The sequence below is a fragment of the Pseudomonas sp. UF-293 genome, assembly GCF_058245595.1.
Genome location: NZ_JBSICA010000015.1, coordinates 64,272 through 79,345 on the forward strand (window position 1 = coordinate 64,272; position 15,074 = coordinate 79,345).

The 15,074-nt window shown below is 59.1% G+C and carries 16 protein-coding genes; 11 read left to right on the forward strand and 5 right to left on the reverse strand.

The window, feature by feature from the left end; all coding sequences use genetic code 11:
• The first annotated feature begins 27 nt into the window (after positions 1-27).
• Together AC4IHP_RS16960 and AC4IHP_RS16965 are read left to right on the forward strand one after the other, a co-directional pair.
• On the forward strand, positions 28-660 hold the full coding sequence (locus AC4IHP_RS16960; protein WP_490832254.1) for a glutathione S-transferase family protein: 633 nt from the start codon (positions 28-30) through the stop codon (positions 658-660).
• On the forward strand, positions 657-1,604 hold the full coding sequence (locus AC4IHP_RS16965) for a Nudix family hydrolase (protein ID WP_490832255.1): 948 nt from the start codon (positions 657-659) through the stop codon (positions 1,602-1,604). The genes AC4IHP_RS16960 and AC4IHP_RS16965 overlap by 4 nt, the downstream gene beginning before the upstream one ends.
• A gap of 113 nt (positions 1,605-1,717) precedes the next feature.
• Here the strand turns inward: AC4IHP_RS16965 and AC4IHP_RS16970 are convergent, their stop codons facing one another.
• Genes AC4IHP_RS16970 through AC4IHP_RS16980 form a run of 3 tightly spaced genes read right to left on the reverse strand, consistent with a single transcriptional unit; the run spans position 1,718 to position 5,305 of the window.
• Positions 1,718-2,302: a cob(I)yrinic acid a,c-diamide adenosyltransferase gene (locus tag AC4IHP_RS16970; protein ID WP_460121018.1), complete on the reverse strand. Its 585-nt coding sequence runs from the start codon at positions 2,300-2,302 to the stop codon at positions 1,718-1,720.
• Between the two features lie 3 nt (positions 2,303-2,305).
• Positions 2,306-4,342 (reverse strand): sensor histidine kinase, encoded by a 2,037-nt coding sequence (locus tag AC4IHP_RS16975; protein WP_460121016.1) that lies wholly within the window; start codon positions 4,340-4,342, stop codon positions 2,306-2,308.
• Positions 4,343-4,387: 45 nt separating this feature from the next.
• Positions 4,388-5,305 (reverse strand): putative 2-dehydropantoate 2-reductase, encoded by a 918-nt coding sequence (locus AC4IHP_RS16980; RefSeq protein ID WP_490832256.1) that lies wholly within the window; start codon positions 5,303-5,305, stop codon positions 4,388-4,390.
• A 140-nt stretch (positions 5,306-5,445) separates the two neighbouring features.
• On the opposite strand from AC4IHP_RS16980, the gene AC4IHP_RS16985 reads away from it, so the two are divergent.
• Both AC4IHP_RS16985 and AC4IHP_RS16990 read left to right on the forward strand, forming a co-directional pair.
• Complete coding sequence (locus AC4IHP_RS16985; RefSeq protein WP_016773491.1) at positions 5,446-5,931, forward strand: YajQ family cyclic di-GMP-binding protein; 486 nt, start codon at positions 5,446-5,448, stop codon at positions 5,929-5,931.
• Positions 5,932-6,091: 160 nt separating this feature from the next.
• Positions 6,092-6,934 carry a mechanosensitive ion channel family protein gene (locus AC4IHP_RS16990; RefSeq protein ID WP_460121012.1) on the forward strand — a complete coding sequence of 281 codons (843 nt, stop codon included), beginning with the start codon at positions 6,092-6,094 and terminating at the stop codon, positions 6,932-6,934.
• A 113-nt stretch (positions 6,935-7,047) separates the two neighbouring features.
• On the opposite strand, the gene AC4IHP_RS16995 is transcribed toward AC4IHP_RS16990, so the two are convergent.
• On the reverse strand, positions 7,048-8,397 hold the full coding sequence (locus tag AC4IHP_RS16995) for an OprD family porin (RefSeq protein WP_076563946.1): 1,350 nt from the start codon (positions 8,395-8,397) through the stop codon (positions 7,048-7,050).
• A gap of 888 nt (positions 8,398-9,285) precedes the next feature.
• Between AC4IHP_RS16995 and AC4IHP_RS17000 the strand changes: the two genes are divergently transcribed.
• Together AC4IHP_RS17000 and AC4IHP_RS17005 are read left to right on the forward strand one after the other, a co-directional pair.
• A complete protein-coding gene (locus AC4IHP_RS17000) occupies positions 9,286-9,711 on the forward strand; it encodes an HIT family protein (RefSeq protein WP_490832257.1) in 426 nt (141 codons plus the stop codon).
• A 3-nt stretch (positions 9,712-9,714) separates the two neighbouring features.
• Positions 9,715-9,921 (forward strand): SlyX family protein, encoded by a 207-nt coding sequence (locus AC4IHP_RS17005; RefSeq protein WP_039758193.1) that lies wholly within the window; start codon positions 9,715-9,717, stop codon positions 9,919-9,921.
• 64 nt (positions 9,922-9,985) lie between these two features.
• Here AC4IHP_RS17005 and AC4IHP_RS17010 read toward each other — a convergent pair whose 3' ends face one another.
• On the reverse strand, positions 9,986-10,588 hold the full coding sequence (locus AC4IHP_RS17010; RefSeq protein WP_460121006.1) for a cold-shock protein: 603 nt from the start codon (positions 10,586-10,588) through the stop codon (positions 9,986-9,988).
• A gap of 311 nt (positions 10,589-10,899) precedes the next feature.
• Here AC4IHP_RS17010 and AC4IHP_RS17015 point away from each other — a divergent pair, with 311 nt between their 5' ends.
• The 5 genes from AC4IHP_RS17015 to AC4IHP_RS17035 all read left to right on the forward strand — a co-directional run bounded on the left by AC4IHP_RS17015 (position 10,900) and on the right by AC4IHP_RS17035 (position 14,982).
• Positions 10,900-11,370 carry a Dps family protein gene (locus tag AC4IHP_RS17015; protein WP_490832258.1) on the forward strand — a complete coding sequence of 157 codons (471 nt, stop codon included), beginning with the start codon at positions 10,900-10,902 and terminating at the stop codon, positions 11,368-11,370.
• 181 nt (positions 11,371-11,551) lie between these two features.
• Positions 11,552-11,890, forward strand: coding sequence for a ribbon-helix-helix domain-containing protein (locus AC4IHP_RS17020; protein ID WP_460121004.1), 339 nt, complete (start codon positions 11,552-11,554; stop codon positions 11,888-11,890).
• Between the two features lie 130 nt (positions 11,891-12,020).
• A complete protein-coding gene (locus AC4IHP_RS17025; RefSeq protein ID WP_016773499.1) occupies positions 12,021-12,242 on the forward strand; it encodes an FmdB family zinc ribbon protein in 222 nt (73 codons plus the stop codon).
• Between the two features lie 98 nt (positions 12,243-12,340).
• A complete protein-coding gene (gene aspS, locus AC4IHP_RS17030; RefSeq protein WP_039758189.1) occupies positions 12,341-14,116 on the forward strand; it encodes an aspartate--tRNA ligase in 1,776 nt (591 codons plus the stop codon).
• A gap of 119 nt (positions 14,117-14,235) precedes the next feature.
• On the forward strand, positions 14,236-14,982 hold the full coding sequence (locus AC4IHP_RS17035) for a YebC/PmpR family DNA-binding transcriptional regulator (protein ID WP_250607526.1): 747 nt from the start codon (positions 14,236-14,238) through the stop codon (positions 14,980-14,982).
• Positions 14,983-15,074 lie beyond the last annotated feature (92 nt).

The following is a 15,074-nucleotide window of genomic DNA, read 5'->3' on the forward strand; positions in this document are numbered from 1 at the left end:
ATTCCTCTGACGAAAAGGCGCCACACCATGTCCCTGCACCTGATCATCGGCGACAAACTGCTTTCCTCCTGGTCCCTGCGCGCGGCGCTGGCGCTGGAACTGACCGGCGCGCCCTACAGCGAAGAGCTGATCAGGCTCGGCAAGCCCGACACCCGCGAGCGCCTGCTCAAGCATTCGCCGACCGGCAAGGTACCGCTGCTGCAAACCACCCGTGGCACCATCGCCGATTCGCTGGCCATCGCTGAATACCTCGCCGAGCAGTTTCCGTCCGAGCAACTCTGGCCGAGCGATACCTTCGCCCGCGCTCAGGCCCGCTCGGCCTGCGCACAGATGCACAGCGGCTTCTTCGCCATGCGCAATCACATGCCATTCAACCTCAGCCAGGATGCGCCGCTGAATCCGGTGCCGCCAGAAGTGAGGGGCGATATCGAACGCATGCTCGCGCTCTGGGCCGAATGTCGCGCGGCAGCGACGGAAGAGGGGCCTTACCTGTTCGGTCGTGTCAGCCTCGCCGATGCCTTTTTCGCGCCGATCGCCGTGCGCCTGCGCACCTATCAGGTGAAGCTGCCGGCGGTCGACGAAGCTTATGTTGAAACCGTCTACCAATGGGCCGCCTTCAAAGCGTGGCAAAAGGCTGGACTGGAGGAATTGACCCCGTGAAACGCGTCCACGTCGCCGCTGCTGTCATTCGTGACGGCGCCGGCAAAATCCTTATCGCCCGCCGTGCCGACACTCAGCATCAGGGCGGCTTGTGGGAATTTCCCGGTGGCAAGGTCGAGGCTGACGAGTCGGTCGAATCGGCACTCGCTCGCGAGCTGCATGAAGAGCTGGGCATCGTCGTTGACGCTGCCCGCCCGCTGATCAAAATTCGCCACGATTACCCGGACAAACAGGTGTTGCTGGATGTCTGGGAAGTCTCGGCGTTCAGCGGCGAACCCCACGGTGCGGAAGGCCAGCCACTGGCCTGGGCCACTGCCAGGGAGTTGATCAACTACGAGTTCCCGGCGGCCAACCAGCCGATCGTCGCGGCAGCGCGTTTGCCTGCCGAATACCTGATCACTCCGGAAGATCTGGAAGGCCCGGCCTTGTTGCGCGGCATCCAGAAGGCGATCGCCGGCGGCATCAAATTGATCCAGCTGCGCGCACCCAACGGCTACGACCCGAAATACCGTGATCTGGCGGTGGATGCGGTGGGCCTGTGCGCCGGCAAGGCGCAGTTGATGATCAAAGGGCCCTTCGAATGGCTCGGCGATTTCCCGTCAGCCGGTTGGCACATCACCGCTGCGCAACTGCGTAAATACGCAGCGGCAGGACGTCCGTTGCCGGCCGAGCGCTGGCTCGCGGCATCCTGCCATAACGCCGAAGAGCTGGCGCTGGCCGAGCAGATGGGCGTCGACTTTGTCACCCTGTCACCGGTGCAGCCGACGCTGACGCACCCGGATGCACAGCCGTTGGGGTGGGAGCAGGCACAGGCATTGATCGACGATTTCAGCAAACCGGTGTTTCTGCTCGGTGGAGTAGGGCCGGCGGAGCGCGAGAAAGCCTGGCGTGCTGGGGCTCAGGGTGTGGCGGGAATTCGGGCGTTCTGGCCGGATCCAGTGTAAGGGTTACCGACCTCTTCGCGAGCAGGCTCGCTCCCACAGTGGATTGCATTTCTCCAGTCACAATGCAGTCAAATGTGGGAGCGAGCCTGCTCGCGAAGGCGCCCTGACAGGCGCTACTTTCCTTCAGGTTTAGCAGCCGGCTGCCACAAAATCTCCGCCACTCCCTGCCGCCGCGCAATCAACCGCGCCACAACAAACAGCAAATCCGACAACCGATTGATATACGCCAGGCCAACCCCGGCCAATGGCTCAACCGAGTTCAAATGCTGACAGCGCCGCTCGGCACTGCGCGCCAGGCTACGGCAGACATGTGCCTGCGCAATCAGCATCGAACCACCCGGCAAGATGAAGTTTTCCAGCGGCCCCAGCTCTTCATTCCACACATCGATCGCCGCTTCCAGTCGCTCGATTTCGGCCTCGTTCAGCGCCTGATATTCAGGCATCGCCAATTCGCCGCCGAGGTCGAACAGGCGATGCTGACACGGCGCCAACACTTCGAAGATTTCATTCAGTCCCGGGTGCACTTCACGCTCGGCGAGCAAACCGGCGAGCAGCACGCCGACCTGACTGTTCAGCGTATCGACCTCACCGATCGCCTCGATGCGCGGGTGATCCTTGGGGACGCGACGGCCGTCACCGAGGCCGGTCTCGCCTTTGTCGCCGGTGCGGGTGTAGATCTTCGACAAGCGAAAGCCCATGGGTTACCTCGGTAGTGAATTGGTTTCGGTGGTCAACGGCGCAGGTTGCGCCAGCGGCAGACGCAGAGTGAAGCAAGTGCCCTGGCCGGGCGCCGACTGCACTTCCATCTGGCCCTTGTGATTGTTGGTGATGATGAAGTACGACACCGACAGGCCCAGGCCGGTGCCTTGGCCGATTTCTTTGGTGGTGAAGAACGGCTCGAAGGTACGCTTGCGCACGTTCTCGCTCATGCCGATGCCGTTGTCTTCGACTTGGATCTCGGCCCATGGCGGATTGAGCCTGGTGCGCAGAATGATCCGGCCCGGCTCGCTGTCGTCCTCGCGCTGATGAATCGCCTGCGCGGCGTTTTTCAGCAGATTGAGCAACACCTGTTCCAACTCGTTGGCGGTGCCCGGCACCGGACCCAAGGCCGGATCGAACTGGCGGATGATCGCCTGGCCCTTGAAGTCGAAACCGATGGCCAGATCGAAGTCGTTACCGGCGATTTCCACGGCTTGATCGATCAGCGCCGGCAGATCGCACGGCGCCATTTGCCGGGTGCTGCGGCGGCTGAAACTGAGCATGTGCGTGACGATTTTCGCCGCGCGGGCGCCGGCCTGTTGAATGCCGTCGAGCAATTGCGGCACTTCGCGGCCTTGCAGGTAGCGGTTCACCGTGTCCAGTTCGATGCCCAGTTGCTCAGCGGTCTCGATGTTCTTCGGCAGATCCGCCGACAGACGCCGCCGGATGTTCTGCACGTTGTGCAGGATCGCACCGAGCGGGTTGTTGATTTCGTGGGCCATGCCGGCGGCGAGGCCACCGACCGAGAGCATTTTTTCCGACTGCACCATCATCTCTTCCAGCGACAGACGCTGAGTGATGTCGTCGATGCGGATCACCACGCCGCGCCCGGCACCGCCCATCAGCGGATAAAAAGTCAGTGCGTAGTGTTTGGGTTCATCGTCCTTGAACCAGGTCACCCGGTCGACCTTGGCCACGGTGTGCTGTTCGACGGTGGCCTTAAGCTGAGGCAAAAACGGTTTCAGCGGTTCGAAGGCGAGGAAGATCGGTTGGTTCAGGGCCTCGTCCAGACGCGTGCCGGAGAGCGCGCTGGCTTCCTGGTTCCACTGGGTGACGTAAAGCTGCTCGTCGAGAGCGATCAGCGCCGACGGCATCGAGTCGATGATGCTATTGAGGTAATTCTGGAAGCCGGTGAGTTTCTTCTCGATCTTGCTGCGCACCTGGACTTCCAGCTCCAGTTTGCGGTTGGTGTGGCGGGTTTCCTCGGCCAGCCCCTGGGCCTGATCGTAGGCGGCTTGCGAGTCGTCGCGGGCGCGTTTGAGCTGCTGCTCGCGAGCTTCGATGCGCGAAAGCATGGTGTTGAAGGCCTCGGCCAGACTGCCGATTTCGTCATGGTTACCGCGTGCGGCGCGCAGCGCGTAGTTTTCTTCGCGGGTGACCTGCCGGGACAATTCCTCAAGCTGATGAATGGGGCGGGTGATCAGACGTTTGATCTGCCGGGCAATCACCAGCCACAACAACACGCTGAAAATCAGGATGCCGAGGCTGGCGGTCAGCGTGCCGGTGTAGAACGCCATCGGCAGCTCGCTACTGGCCACCAGCAACAGATGCCCCGGCGCAGCACCGGGACGGGGCAGGGTGATCAGTTGATTGCTGCGAAACTCGGTGAGTTGCCAGGCTTCGACATGCCGATAGCGCTCCGGCAAGTGAAGTTTGTCGCCGCGCTGCACCTGCGCCAGACGTTCACCCTTGCCGTCGTACAGGGCAGCGGCGCGCAACGGTGAATAACTGTCGAGTTCCTTGAGCAGGCGCTCGGCGCTGCGCGGCGACTCCAGCGCATCGCTGACCAGACTCGGATTGGCTATCAGCCGGCCGATGGTCTGCAAGGCTTGTGGCGCCATGCTTTCCTGAGAAATGTAGTAGGCGGCGCTGATAAAGGTCAGGTTGGCGACCAGCAGAACCGTGGTCAACAACACCAGCAGGGCGGCCAGCAGTTTCTGGCCGACCGGCAGGTTTTCGAGGCGCTGGCGCAATGGCATCAGGTTTATCGCAGCAGGGGAACAAGTCGTCAGCCTAGCGGCTGCTCAGTCGCTGGGCAATCCAAGCTTGTGCAGATGAGCGACCAGACGTTGCTGCAACTGGTGCAGATGCGGCAGGTGCAACTGATGGCGCTCAGCGACTTTGCAGGCGTGGCCCAACAGATAGCTGATCTCGGTGCGGCGCTGGTTGGCGACGTCCTGATACATCGAAGAGTAATTGGCGGCGGTGGCGTGGATCACTCGTTCGACTTCCGCTTGCAGATTGTCCGCCGCAGCCGGCTGGCCGCAATGTTGGAGCAGTTCCGCCAGTTCGGCGCAGAGTGTGGCGACTTCGCAGTGATGCTCGCTCAGCCCGCCGTTGCGGCAATCGTGGAGCACGGTCAGTGGGTTGATCGCGCAGTTCAGCGCCAGTTTGCGCCACAGTCGAGTGAGGATATCAGCACTCCATTCATGGGGAATGTTCGCCGCTTGCAGGTCATCCAGCCAGATCGGCGCCAGCGGATTTGCGCCATCGCCCAGCCAGTTGAAACCGTGGCCGGCGAACACCACGCGCCAATCGCCAGCGCGGAACGCGCCCTCGGTGCTGGAGGCGCTGATGCAGCGCGCTTGCGGTACCCGCGCGGCCACGGCGTCCTGACTGCCGAGGCCGTTTTGCAGAAGGATCAGTTCGGCGTCCGGAGCGAGGCGTGAAGCGAGACGGGCGACGGCCTCTTCGGCGTCATAGGCCTTGCACGCGACCAGCAATCGGCGAATGGGCTCGGGGCTGTCAGGGGTTTCGCCGGGAACTGCATAGGTGTGAGCTTGTCCGTTTTCTACCAGGGTTAATCCGCCCACTGTCTCGTAGCTTTGCAAGCGCGCCGCATCGCGCAGGATCAGGCGCACGGGCAAGCCGGCGCGGGCCAGACGTGTCGCCCAGAGTGTGCCGAGACTGCCGGCGCCAAGTACGTGCCAGGTGGTCGACATCAGTTTTTTGCTCGATTGCTTGCAGGCATGTGCGGCTCGCCGTATCGGTAGGAAAAGACCCGTTATAATGAGCCCGATTTTAACCGCAAGCCAAGCGCGCTCCATGCACATCGAGCGCGCCTTTTTATTGGAGAGATTACATGCCGTCGTTCGACGTGGTATCCGAACTGGACAAACACGAACTCACCAACGCGGTCGAGAACGCCGTGAAGGAACTCGATCGTCGTTATGACCTGAAAGGTAAAGGCAGCTTCGAGTTCAAGGAAAAAGACCTGACTGTCAGCCTCACCGCCGAAGCGGCTTTCCAGCTCGAAGCGATGATCGAAATCCTCAAGCTCGCGCTGACCAAGCGCAAGATCGACGTGCAGTGCCTTGAGGTCAAGGACGCCTACGCTTCCGGCAAGCTGATGAAACAGGACGCCATCCTCAAGGAAGGCATCGACAAAGAGCTGGCGAAGAAGATCGTCGGCCACATCAAGGAAGCCAAGCTCAAGGTCCAGGCCGCCATTCAGGGCGAGCAGGTGCGTGTCACCGGCAAGAAGCGCGACGACCTGCAGGAAGCCATCGCGGCCCTGCGTGCCAAGGAATTCGGCATGCCGCTGCAGTTCAACAACTTCCGCGACTAAGCTTGGTCTGAAGGCTATGTGGGAGCGAGCCTGCTCGCGAATGCGGTGTTTCATTCAGCGAAGAGTTGACTGACACACCGCTTTCGCGAGCAGGCTCGCTCCCACAGTTGTTTTGTTGTTTTGAATACACCCCGGGAAGCCGGAAATCAGGAGATAGAACATGGATTTGAATGCGGAAGTGGACCACCTGGTCAAGGCGTCCCAGGCGTGGATCCCGATGATCATGGAATACGGCAGCCGCGTACTGCTGGCAGTGATTACCTTGGCGATCGGCTGGTGGCTGATCAACAAGGTCACGCAGAAACTCGGCGGTCTGCTGGCTCTGCGCAATGCCGATCTGGCGCTGCAAGGCTTTATCAGCAGCCTGGCCAACATCATTCTCAAGGTGCTGCTGATTGTCAGCGTCGCGTCGATGATCGGCGTCGAAACCACCTCGTTCGTTGCGGCTATCGGTGCTGCCGGTCTGGCGATCGGTCTGGCCCTGCAGGGCAGCCTGGCAAATTTCGCCGGCGGCGTGCTGATTCTGCTGTTTCGCCCGTTCCGCATCGGTGACTGGATTGAAGCCCAAGGCGTGGCGGGCACCGTCGACAGCATCCAGATTTTCCACACTGTGCTGCGTACCGGTGACAACAAGACCATCATCCTGCCCAACGGCAATCTGTCGAACGGCATCATCACCAACACCAACCGTCAGCCAACCCGCAAAGTCGTGTTCGATGTTGGCGTGGATTACGAAGCGGATCTGCAGAAGGCCCGCCAGGTATTGCTGGATCTGGCCAAGGATCCCCGCGTCATGCAGGACCCGGAGCCACAGGCGGTGATTTCGACATTGGGTGACAGTTCGATCACGGTGTCCCTGCGCGTCTGGGTTAAAACTGCGGATTATTGGGATGTGATGTTCATGTTCAATGAACAGGCGCGTGATCGTTTGAAGAGTGCTGGTATTGATATTCCGTTTCCGCAGCGGGTTATACGCGTAGTGCAGGAATCGGCGGCGCAATGATAGGTTGCTAGCTAACTACTTGCTTTGCTAGTCAGTCTTTTGAATAAGTGAAAATAAAAAAGGCCCATCAGAAGATGGGCCTTTTTTTATGCTGTGAAACTAACCACTGACAATTACAAGATGTTCAGCGGGTACTCGGTGATCAGACGGAACTCTTTGACGTCGCCTTCACCTTCGTCGGCGTTGGCAACGTGCCAAGCTTGACGAATGCGGAAGGACAGGTCTTTAGCCGGACCGCTTTGAACAACGTACTTGGCTTCAAAGTTGGTTTCGTGGTGTTTGCCATCTTCACCATACAGACCGGCGTAAGCGCTGCCAGCTGGAGTGTTGGTACCGTCGATATCCCAACCTTTGACGTAACGAACCATGAAGCTCAGGCCAGGAACGCCGTACTCGGCCATTTTCAGGTCGTAACGGGCTTGCACGGATTTCTCGCCAGCGCCGTTGAAGTCAGAGTACTGGATGGAGTTGGCAAGGAAGATCGAGTCGCCACCACGGTTGTTCTTGCCCACGCCGATGTAGTCGAACGGGGTGTCGCCGTTGACCTTCTGGAACGCCAGGGTGAAGGTGTGCGCTTTGAGGAACGACAAAGCGGTTGCCAGCGAGAACGTGGTGTTGCTGATGTCGCCCGCTTCGGCGCTACCGGTGTCGGTGGTGCGGTAGATGTTGAAGTCGGTGTTCAGCGAAGTATCACCACCGAACGGGGTGGTGAGGTTCACGTTGGCGTAGTACTGGTTCCAGATGTCTTCCAGCTTGGCGCCGTACAGCGATGCAGTGAGGTTGTCAGTGATCGAGTACTTGCCGCCGAAGTAGTCGATGTTGTTCGCTTCAACACCGGCGTAGGTAGCGTAGAGGCCGCCATCGCGTGCGTTCTTGTCCTGGCTGGAGCCGGAGTAGAAGTGGCCGGCTTCCAGGTCCAGATCTTTGACTTCGCTGCTCTGCAACTGGAAGCCAGTGGCAGTTTGCGGAAGGATACGGGAACCGCCGACAGCGAACACTGGAGAAGTGCTTGGCTGCATGTCGCCGAATTTCAGTTCGGTCTTGGAGACGCGGAACTTGATCGAAGCGCCTGCCTTGCCCTGACTGTCATTGACGTCGCGAGCATAGCCGTTCGCCTTGACGGTATCGCTACGGCTCATGTTGCCAGTACCGGAGGTACCGTCACCGCCATCCAGTTTCAAGGCCAGATAGCCGTAGGCATCGATACCTACACCCACGGTGCCCTGGGTATAACCGGAGGTGAAGTTGCCGAGGAAACCCTGGGTCCAGTCTTTCTGGTCACGGCCACCGTTCTTGTTGTCGCGGTTGAAGTAGTAGTTCTTCAACGTCTCGGTGAGTGTCGCGTCTTCAACGAAACCTTTGGCTTCTGCCTGGTCACTTACAAACGGGGCGGCCGTAGCCAACTGCGAACTGGCTGCTGCTGCAACTGCCAGTGCGATCATGCTCCACTTCATCACGCGCATCGTGATTTGCTCCTTTGGTTTTAGAAGAGTACTGCCGTCCCACCTGTTTTATTATCTGGGCGGCTCTTTCTTTTTGTGTCGGCGCAAACTTATATCACGCCGACAATGTTGGCGATACTTGCGAAACCAACCTTTCAGCTTCTTTACGGCGTTGTCGCGAAAGGAGCGCTGGATGTCGCAAATTCACAGTACCGATGCAGCCGGACTGACAACTTTATCGCTGTTTCCGGGCCTTTTTGCATCGCTAAAAAAGAGTCCCTGGCAAAACACTTGAATCTCCATCGGGCAACCCTGCCACTGTTTTTATTGGCTTCAGGCGACCACTTCCAGTGGTGCGCTTATAGTCCATACGGTTACGAATGCAACAAGCGTGCACAAACCGCGAAATTGCTGCGGTTATTTTTCTGTGGGGCGCCCGCATATGTGAAAACCTTGTGAAAACGGGGCCTCGAGCCTCTTTTGTCACACGCTTGACGTGGTTTGCCCAATGGTGTTGCAACGCACCAAAGGTGCGCGGGACAGCAAAAAACGTTACCGGTTCACCCCATATTGAGTATTTGGCGGATGCTCGACCCACTGAGCGTAGACGTGTTGTGCAGTTTTGGTGCAAAAAAATCACAATCAAGCCTTGGTCAATCCGCAGGCGACTGACCTGAGGCATGGCAGATCAAGGATTTTCCTGCGGCTCTTCACGTCAAGGCTCATGTCCGGGCCTGTATTGGTGCGTGGCCTGGATAAATGTCTCATGTCGGCGCGCTTGGCGAATTACTGCCGGGGGGAGCGTGAAGCCCGCTGCATTCGCAGGTATGCTGCCGTCCTGTCGCTTGGCGCGCCGCCTTTTTGGTGCCGCCGCTAAGCTGAGTCATAGGATCAACGGGAGTGCTCACAGTGTTTGCTTTGGATTCACGACTTCAACAGGACACCCTGGTCATCGGTGACTTTCCGTTGTGCCGGCTGTTGCTGTCCAACGACAGCAATTACCCGTGGTTCATCCTGGTGCCTCGGCGCGAGGATATAAGCGAGTTGTTTCAGTTGGATGTCGCCGATCAGCAGCAGCTCTGGCAGGAAACCACCACGCTGGCCGAGTTGCTCAAGGATTCGTTCGACGCTGACAAGCTGAACGTCGCAACACTGGGTAACGTTGTCAGTCAACTGCATATGCATGTCATCGTGCGTAAACGCAATGATGCTGCGTGGCCGGCGCCGGTCTGGGGCAAACACCCGGGCAAGCCTTACAGCGCCGAGCAGGTTGCGGCCATTCGCGAACGCTTGCGTCTGGTGCTGACCGAAGAATTCACCTTTGTGGAGGGCTGAGTCATGAGCCTTGAAGAGCGCGTAACCGATCTGGAAAGCCGTCTGGCCTTTCAGGATGACACCATTCAGGCATTGAACGATGTGCTGGTGGCCCAGCAGAAAGTCATCGAGCGCCTGCAATTGCAGATGGAAGCGCTGATCAAGCGTCACGAAGAAATGGTCGGGCAGTTCGGTGCTTTTGAAGAAGATGCGCCACCGCCGCATTATTGAGCCATTCGGCAGGCATAAAAAAACCGCGGACAGCCAGGCTGTTCGCGGTTTTTTTTGCTTTGGATCAGCGACGCGGCAGAGCGGCGATCACGTCCTCGGCTTGCAGGCCTTTGTCGCGGTTCATCACCGAGAACTCGACGCGCTGGCCTTCGACCAGAACACGGTGGCCTTCGCCACGAATGGCGCGAAAGTGCACGAAAATATCATCGCCGGAATCTCGGGAGATAAAGCCGAAACCCTTGGAAGTGTTGAACCACTTTACGGTGCCGGTATCGCGATTGCTCATGTCATAGCTAGTCGGCGCAGCGGCCGGTGACGATTTGTAAAAGCTGACGGCCAGGTGCAGCAGCACGGCAACCAGCGCGATCACCAGGCTGAACAATACGGCTGGCTGGCCAGCGATGACCGGCATCGGTGCGATCAAAGTCAAGGTTTGCAGGACGACAGTCAGTACCAGAAGGGCGCTGACCAGATTTTGCAGATGCTGGCGCGGGCCTTTGTTCCAGTAGGGAATTACTGGAGCGATAACCAGGTTCAGCAGGCCGAAAAAGGCCAGGTAAAGTGCATCGGGCTGTTGCAGGTAAGGAACGGCTTCGGCTTTCAGGCTGGGTATGAACGACAGCAGCAAGGCTGCTGCGCCCATTAGCAGGTGGACGATTTTCAACATTTTGATTGGCTCACATTATGACGGCTCACAAGGAAGAGCTGAAGGCGCACGGTTCGCTTCAGGACAAAATAAGAGGCGGTGGACACGTACACGGCATCAGCCTATGCGCAACGCCCCGGAAAATAGGGCATGGCGACACACTGCCTATTTAACAGCAAAGCCTGCGGCTACTCAAATCAGCCCGGCCAGCGGCAGAGAAACGGTCGATTTGTCGCAGTTAGATCACTGATTCATAGCTGCGAGCGGGCGCGTGCCTTGCTAAAGTGGGTGCGAACCTGCTGGATGAATTCACTCATTGTTAGGGGGTAAGCATGGCCATTGATATCGGTATCAGTGAAGAAGACCGCAAATCCATCGTCGAAGGGTTGTCGCGACTGCTGTCGGACACCTACGTGCTGTATCTGAAAACCCATAACTTTCACTGGAACGTCACCGGCCCGATGTTTCGCACGCTGCATTTGATGTTCGAGGAGCAGTACAACGAATTGGCGTTGGCCGTCGATTCGATCGCCGAGCGTATCCGTGCGTTGGGCTTCCCGGCACCGGGTGCCTACGCGACCTACGCGCGTCTTTCTTCTATTAAGGAAGAAGTCGGTGTGCCGAGCGCCGGAGACATGATCAAGCAGTTGGTCGAGGGCCAGGAAGCCGTGACCCGTACCGCACGCGGTATCTTCCCGCTGTTGGACAAGGTCAGCGACGAGCCGACCGCCGATCTGCTGACCCAACGCATGCAGGTGCACGAGAAAACCGCGTGGATGCTGCGCGCGCTGCTCGAAGAGTGATCCGGCCGCTGCGGACGGCTTGAGCTCGTCCGCACGCTGTCCAGACTCTTACCATTGTCGTTGGCTTATCCTACGAGGCTGGTCAACAAGTCGTATGGCGCTAACTTTGTCACTGGGTTTTTATTAAGGCGCAGGATGTTGCCTTATAAATCAGCAGTCATGGCAAAGGAGTGTCAACGCTATGGTAGAAGGAGACAGGCGAAGCGACAGGATGTCGGCTTCGCGGCACGTTATAAAAGTCGACCCGTTTGTCAGCGAGTTCGACATGAATCTGATCCGGCCGTTGTCGCGATCGATTCGCCTCAATGGTTTTGCGACCTGCCTGCGACTCGAACAGGTCTACTGGAATATCCTCGGCGGCATGGCCGAGGCCAATCATTGTTCGATCAGCACACTGCTGTCCCATGTCGACCGTGAGGTGCATCTGCGTCACGGTGGGGTGAAAAATTTCAGTGCGCTGGTACGCGTGGTTTGCGTCATGAACGGGATCAAAGACCTCGCACCCGCCGTTTCGCGCTGAAACGGCGGTTGCAACGAGGTTGCGGGCTGTGCAGTGTTACGGCTGCACAGCCCGCATTTAATCGATATAATCCCGCGCTTTCGCCGCAAAGCTCCGCGCGCGGCAGCAATCTGATCGCCGAGACACCCCCATGCCAATGTACGATTACCAATGTGCTTCCTGTGGTCATCAGTTGGAAGCCATTCAGAAGATCAGCGACGCACCGTTGGTCGACTGCCCTGCCTGCCAGGCGCCCGAACTGAAGAAACAGCTGTCCATGCCGGGTTTTCGCCTCAGCGGCAACGGTTGGTACGAGACCGATTTCAAGACCGGAGCCAAGAAGAATCTGGCCGGTGGCGACAAAGCTGACTAGGGTTCAAACCCTGAACGAACGACACGCGTGAGTGGCCGCCTTGCTTGAAGGCGACAGTTACTCCACCGAATTTCGAATTACGAGAAGCGAACCACACCATGATGCGCAGCCACTATTGCGGCCAACTGAACGAAAGCCTGGAAGGCCAGGAAATTACCCTTTGCGGATGGGTTCACCGTCGCCGCGACCACGGCGGGGTGATTTTCCTCGACATCCGTGATCGTGATGGTCTGGCCCAGGTGGTGTTCGATCCGGATCGCGCCGAGAGCTTCGCCGCCGCCGATCGCGTGCGCAGCGAATACGTCGTGAAAATCACCGGCAAGGTGCGTCTGCGTCCGGCCGGGGCGACCAACGCCAACATGGCTTCGGGCATGATCGAAGTGCTGGGTTACGAACTCGAAGTGCTGAACGAGTCGGAAACCCCGCCGTTCCCGCTCAACGAGTTCTCCGACGTTGGCGAGGAAACCCGCCTGCGCTATCGCTTCCTCGACCTGCGTCGTCCGGAAATGGCCGAGAAGCTGCGTCTGCGCTCGCGCATGACCACCAGCATCCGCCGCTTCCTCGACGAAAACGGCTTCCTCGACGTCGAAACGCCGATCCTGACCCGGGCCACCCCGGAAGGTGCGCGTGACTATCTGGTGCCGAGCCGTACCCACGCCGGTTCGTTCTTCGCCCTGCCGCAATCGCCGCAGCTGTTCAAGCAACTGCTGATGGTGGCCGGCTTCGACCGTTACTACCAGATCGCCAAGTGCTTCCGTGACGAAGACCTGCGTGCCGACCGTCAGCCGGAATTCACCCAGATCGACATCGAGACCAGCTTCCTCGATGAAAAAGAGATCATGGGCCTGACCGAGCAGATGATCCGCAACCTGTTCAAGGAAGTGCTGAATCTGGAATTCGGCGAATTCCCGCACATGACCTTCGAAGAAGCCATGCGCCGCTACGGTTCGGACAAGCCGGACCTGCGTATTCCGCTGGAACTGGTTGACGTTGCCGACCAGCTCAAAGAAGTTGAATTCAAAGTGTTCAGCGGCCCGGCCAATGATCCGAAGTGCCGCATCGCCGCGCTGCGCGTTCCAGGCGGGGCGAGCATGCCGCGCAAGCAGATCGATGACTACACCAAGTTCGTCGGCATCTACGGTGCCAAGGGCCTGGCGTACATCAAGGTCAACGAGCGTGCTGCCGGTGTTGAAGGTCTGCAATCGCCGATCGTGAAAAACATCCCGGAAGACAAGCTCAACGTGATCCTCGATCGCGTTGGCGCAGTCGATGGCGACATCGTGTTCTTCGGTGCCGACAAGGCCAAGATCGTCAGCGAAGCCCTGGGCGCGCTGCGGATCAAGCTCGGGCACGACCTCAAGCTGCTGACCTGCGAGTGGGCACCAATGTGGGTCGTCGACTTCCCGATGTTCGAAGAGAACGACGACGGTAGCTTCTCGGCGCTGCACCACCCGTTCACCGCACCGAAGTGCACCCCGCAGGAACTCGAAGCCAACCCGGCCGGCGCACTGTCCCGTGCGTACGACATGGTCTTGAACGGCACCGAGCTGGGTGGCGGTTCGATCCGTATCCACCGCAAGGAAATGCAGCAAGCGGTATTCCGCCTGCTGGGCATCAACGAAGCGGAACAGGAAGAGAAGTTCGGCTTCCTGCTCGACGCGCTGAAGTACGGTGCACCGCCGCACGGTGGTCTGGCCTTCGGTCTGGACCGTCTGGTGATGCTGATGACCGGCGCCCAGTCGATCCGTGAAGTGATCGCCTTCCCGAAAACCCAGAGTGCTGCCGACGTGATGACGCAGGCTCCGGGCGTCGTGGATGCCAAGGCATTGCGCGAGCTGCACATTCGCCTGCGCGAAACGCCAAAGGCTGAGTAAGACGGGCCTGAAGGCGCATCTTCGGATGCGCCTTTTTTCTTTCTCAGGTCGAATTTTTCGATTGCCGGCCGCTGCCTCGGCAGGGCGGGCAAGGTTTCAAAGAGCATTCGGAGCAAGTTATGGCAGGTCATTCCAAGTGGGCAAACATCAAGCACCGCAAAGAACGTCAGGATGCCAAGAGGGGCAAGATCTTCACCAAGTGGATCCGTGAACTGACCGTTGCGGCCCGTCAGGGTGGCGGTGATCCGGGTTCCAACCCGCGTCTGCGCCTGGCCCTGGACAAGGCTTTGAGCGCGAACATGAGCCGCGACATCATCGACCGCGCCGTTGCGCGCGGTGCCGGTGCCACCGAAGCGGACAACGTTGAAGAACTGACCTACGAAGGCTACGGCCCGGGCGGCGTCGCGGTGATGGTCGAGTGCATGACCGACAACCGCAACCGTACCGCCGCAGCTGTGCGCCATGCCTTCAGCAAATGTGGCGGCAACCTCGGCACCGACGGTTCGGTGGCCTATCTGTTCGAGCGCAAGGGCCAGATCAGCTTCGCCCCGGGCGTCGATGAGGACGCACTGACCGAAGCGGCACTGGAAGCGGATGCCGATGACGTGGTCTCCCACGAAGACGGTTCGATCGACGTGTTCACCTCGTTCACCGGTTTCTATGCAGTGCGTAACGCGCTGGAAGCGGCCGGGTTCAAGGGCGACGACGCGGAGATCGTCATGCAGCCGACCACCAGCGCCGAACTGGATCTGGAAGGCGCCGAGAAGGTGCTCAAGCTGATCGACATGCTTGAGGATCTGGATGACGTGCAGAACGTCTATTCCAACGCGGATATCCCGGAAGACGTGGCTGCTCAGCTTGGCTGATAAGCGACTAGTCTTCCTTGTGGGAGCGAGCCTGCTCGCGAAAGCGGTGTGTCATTAGCACCTGTATCTGCTGACATACCGCCTTCGCGAGC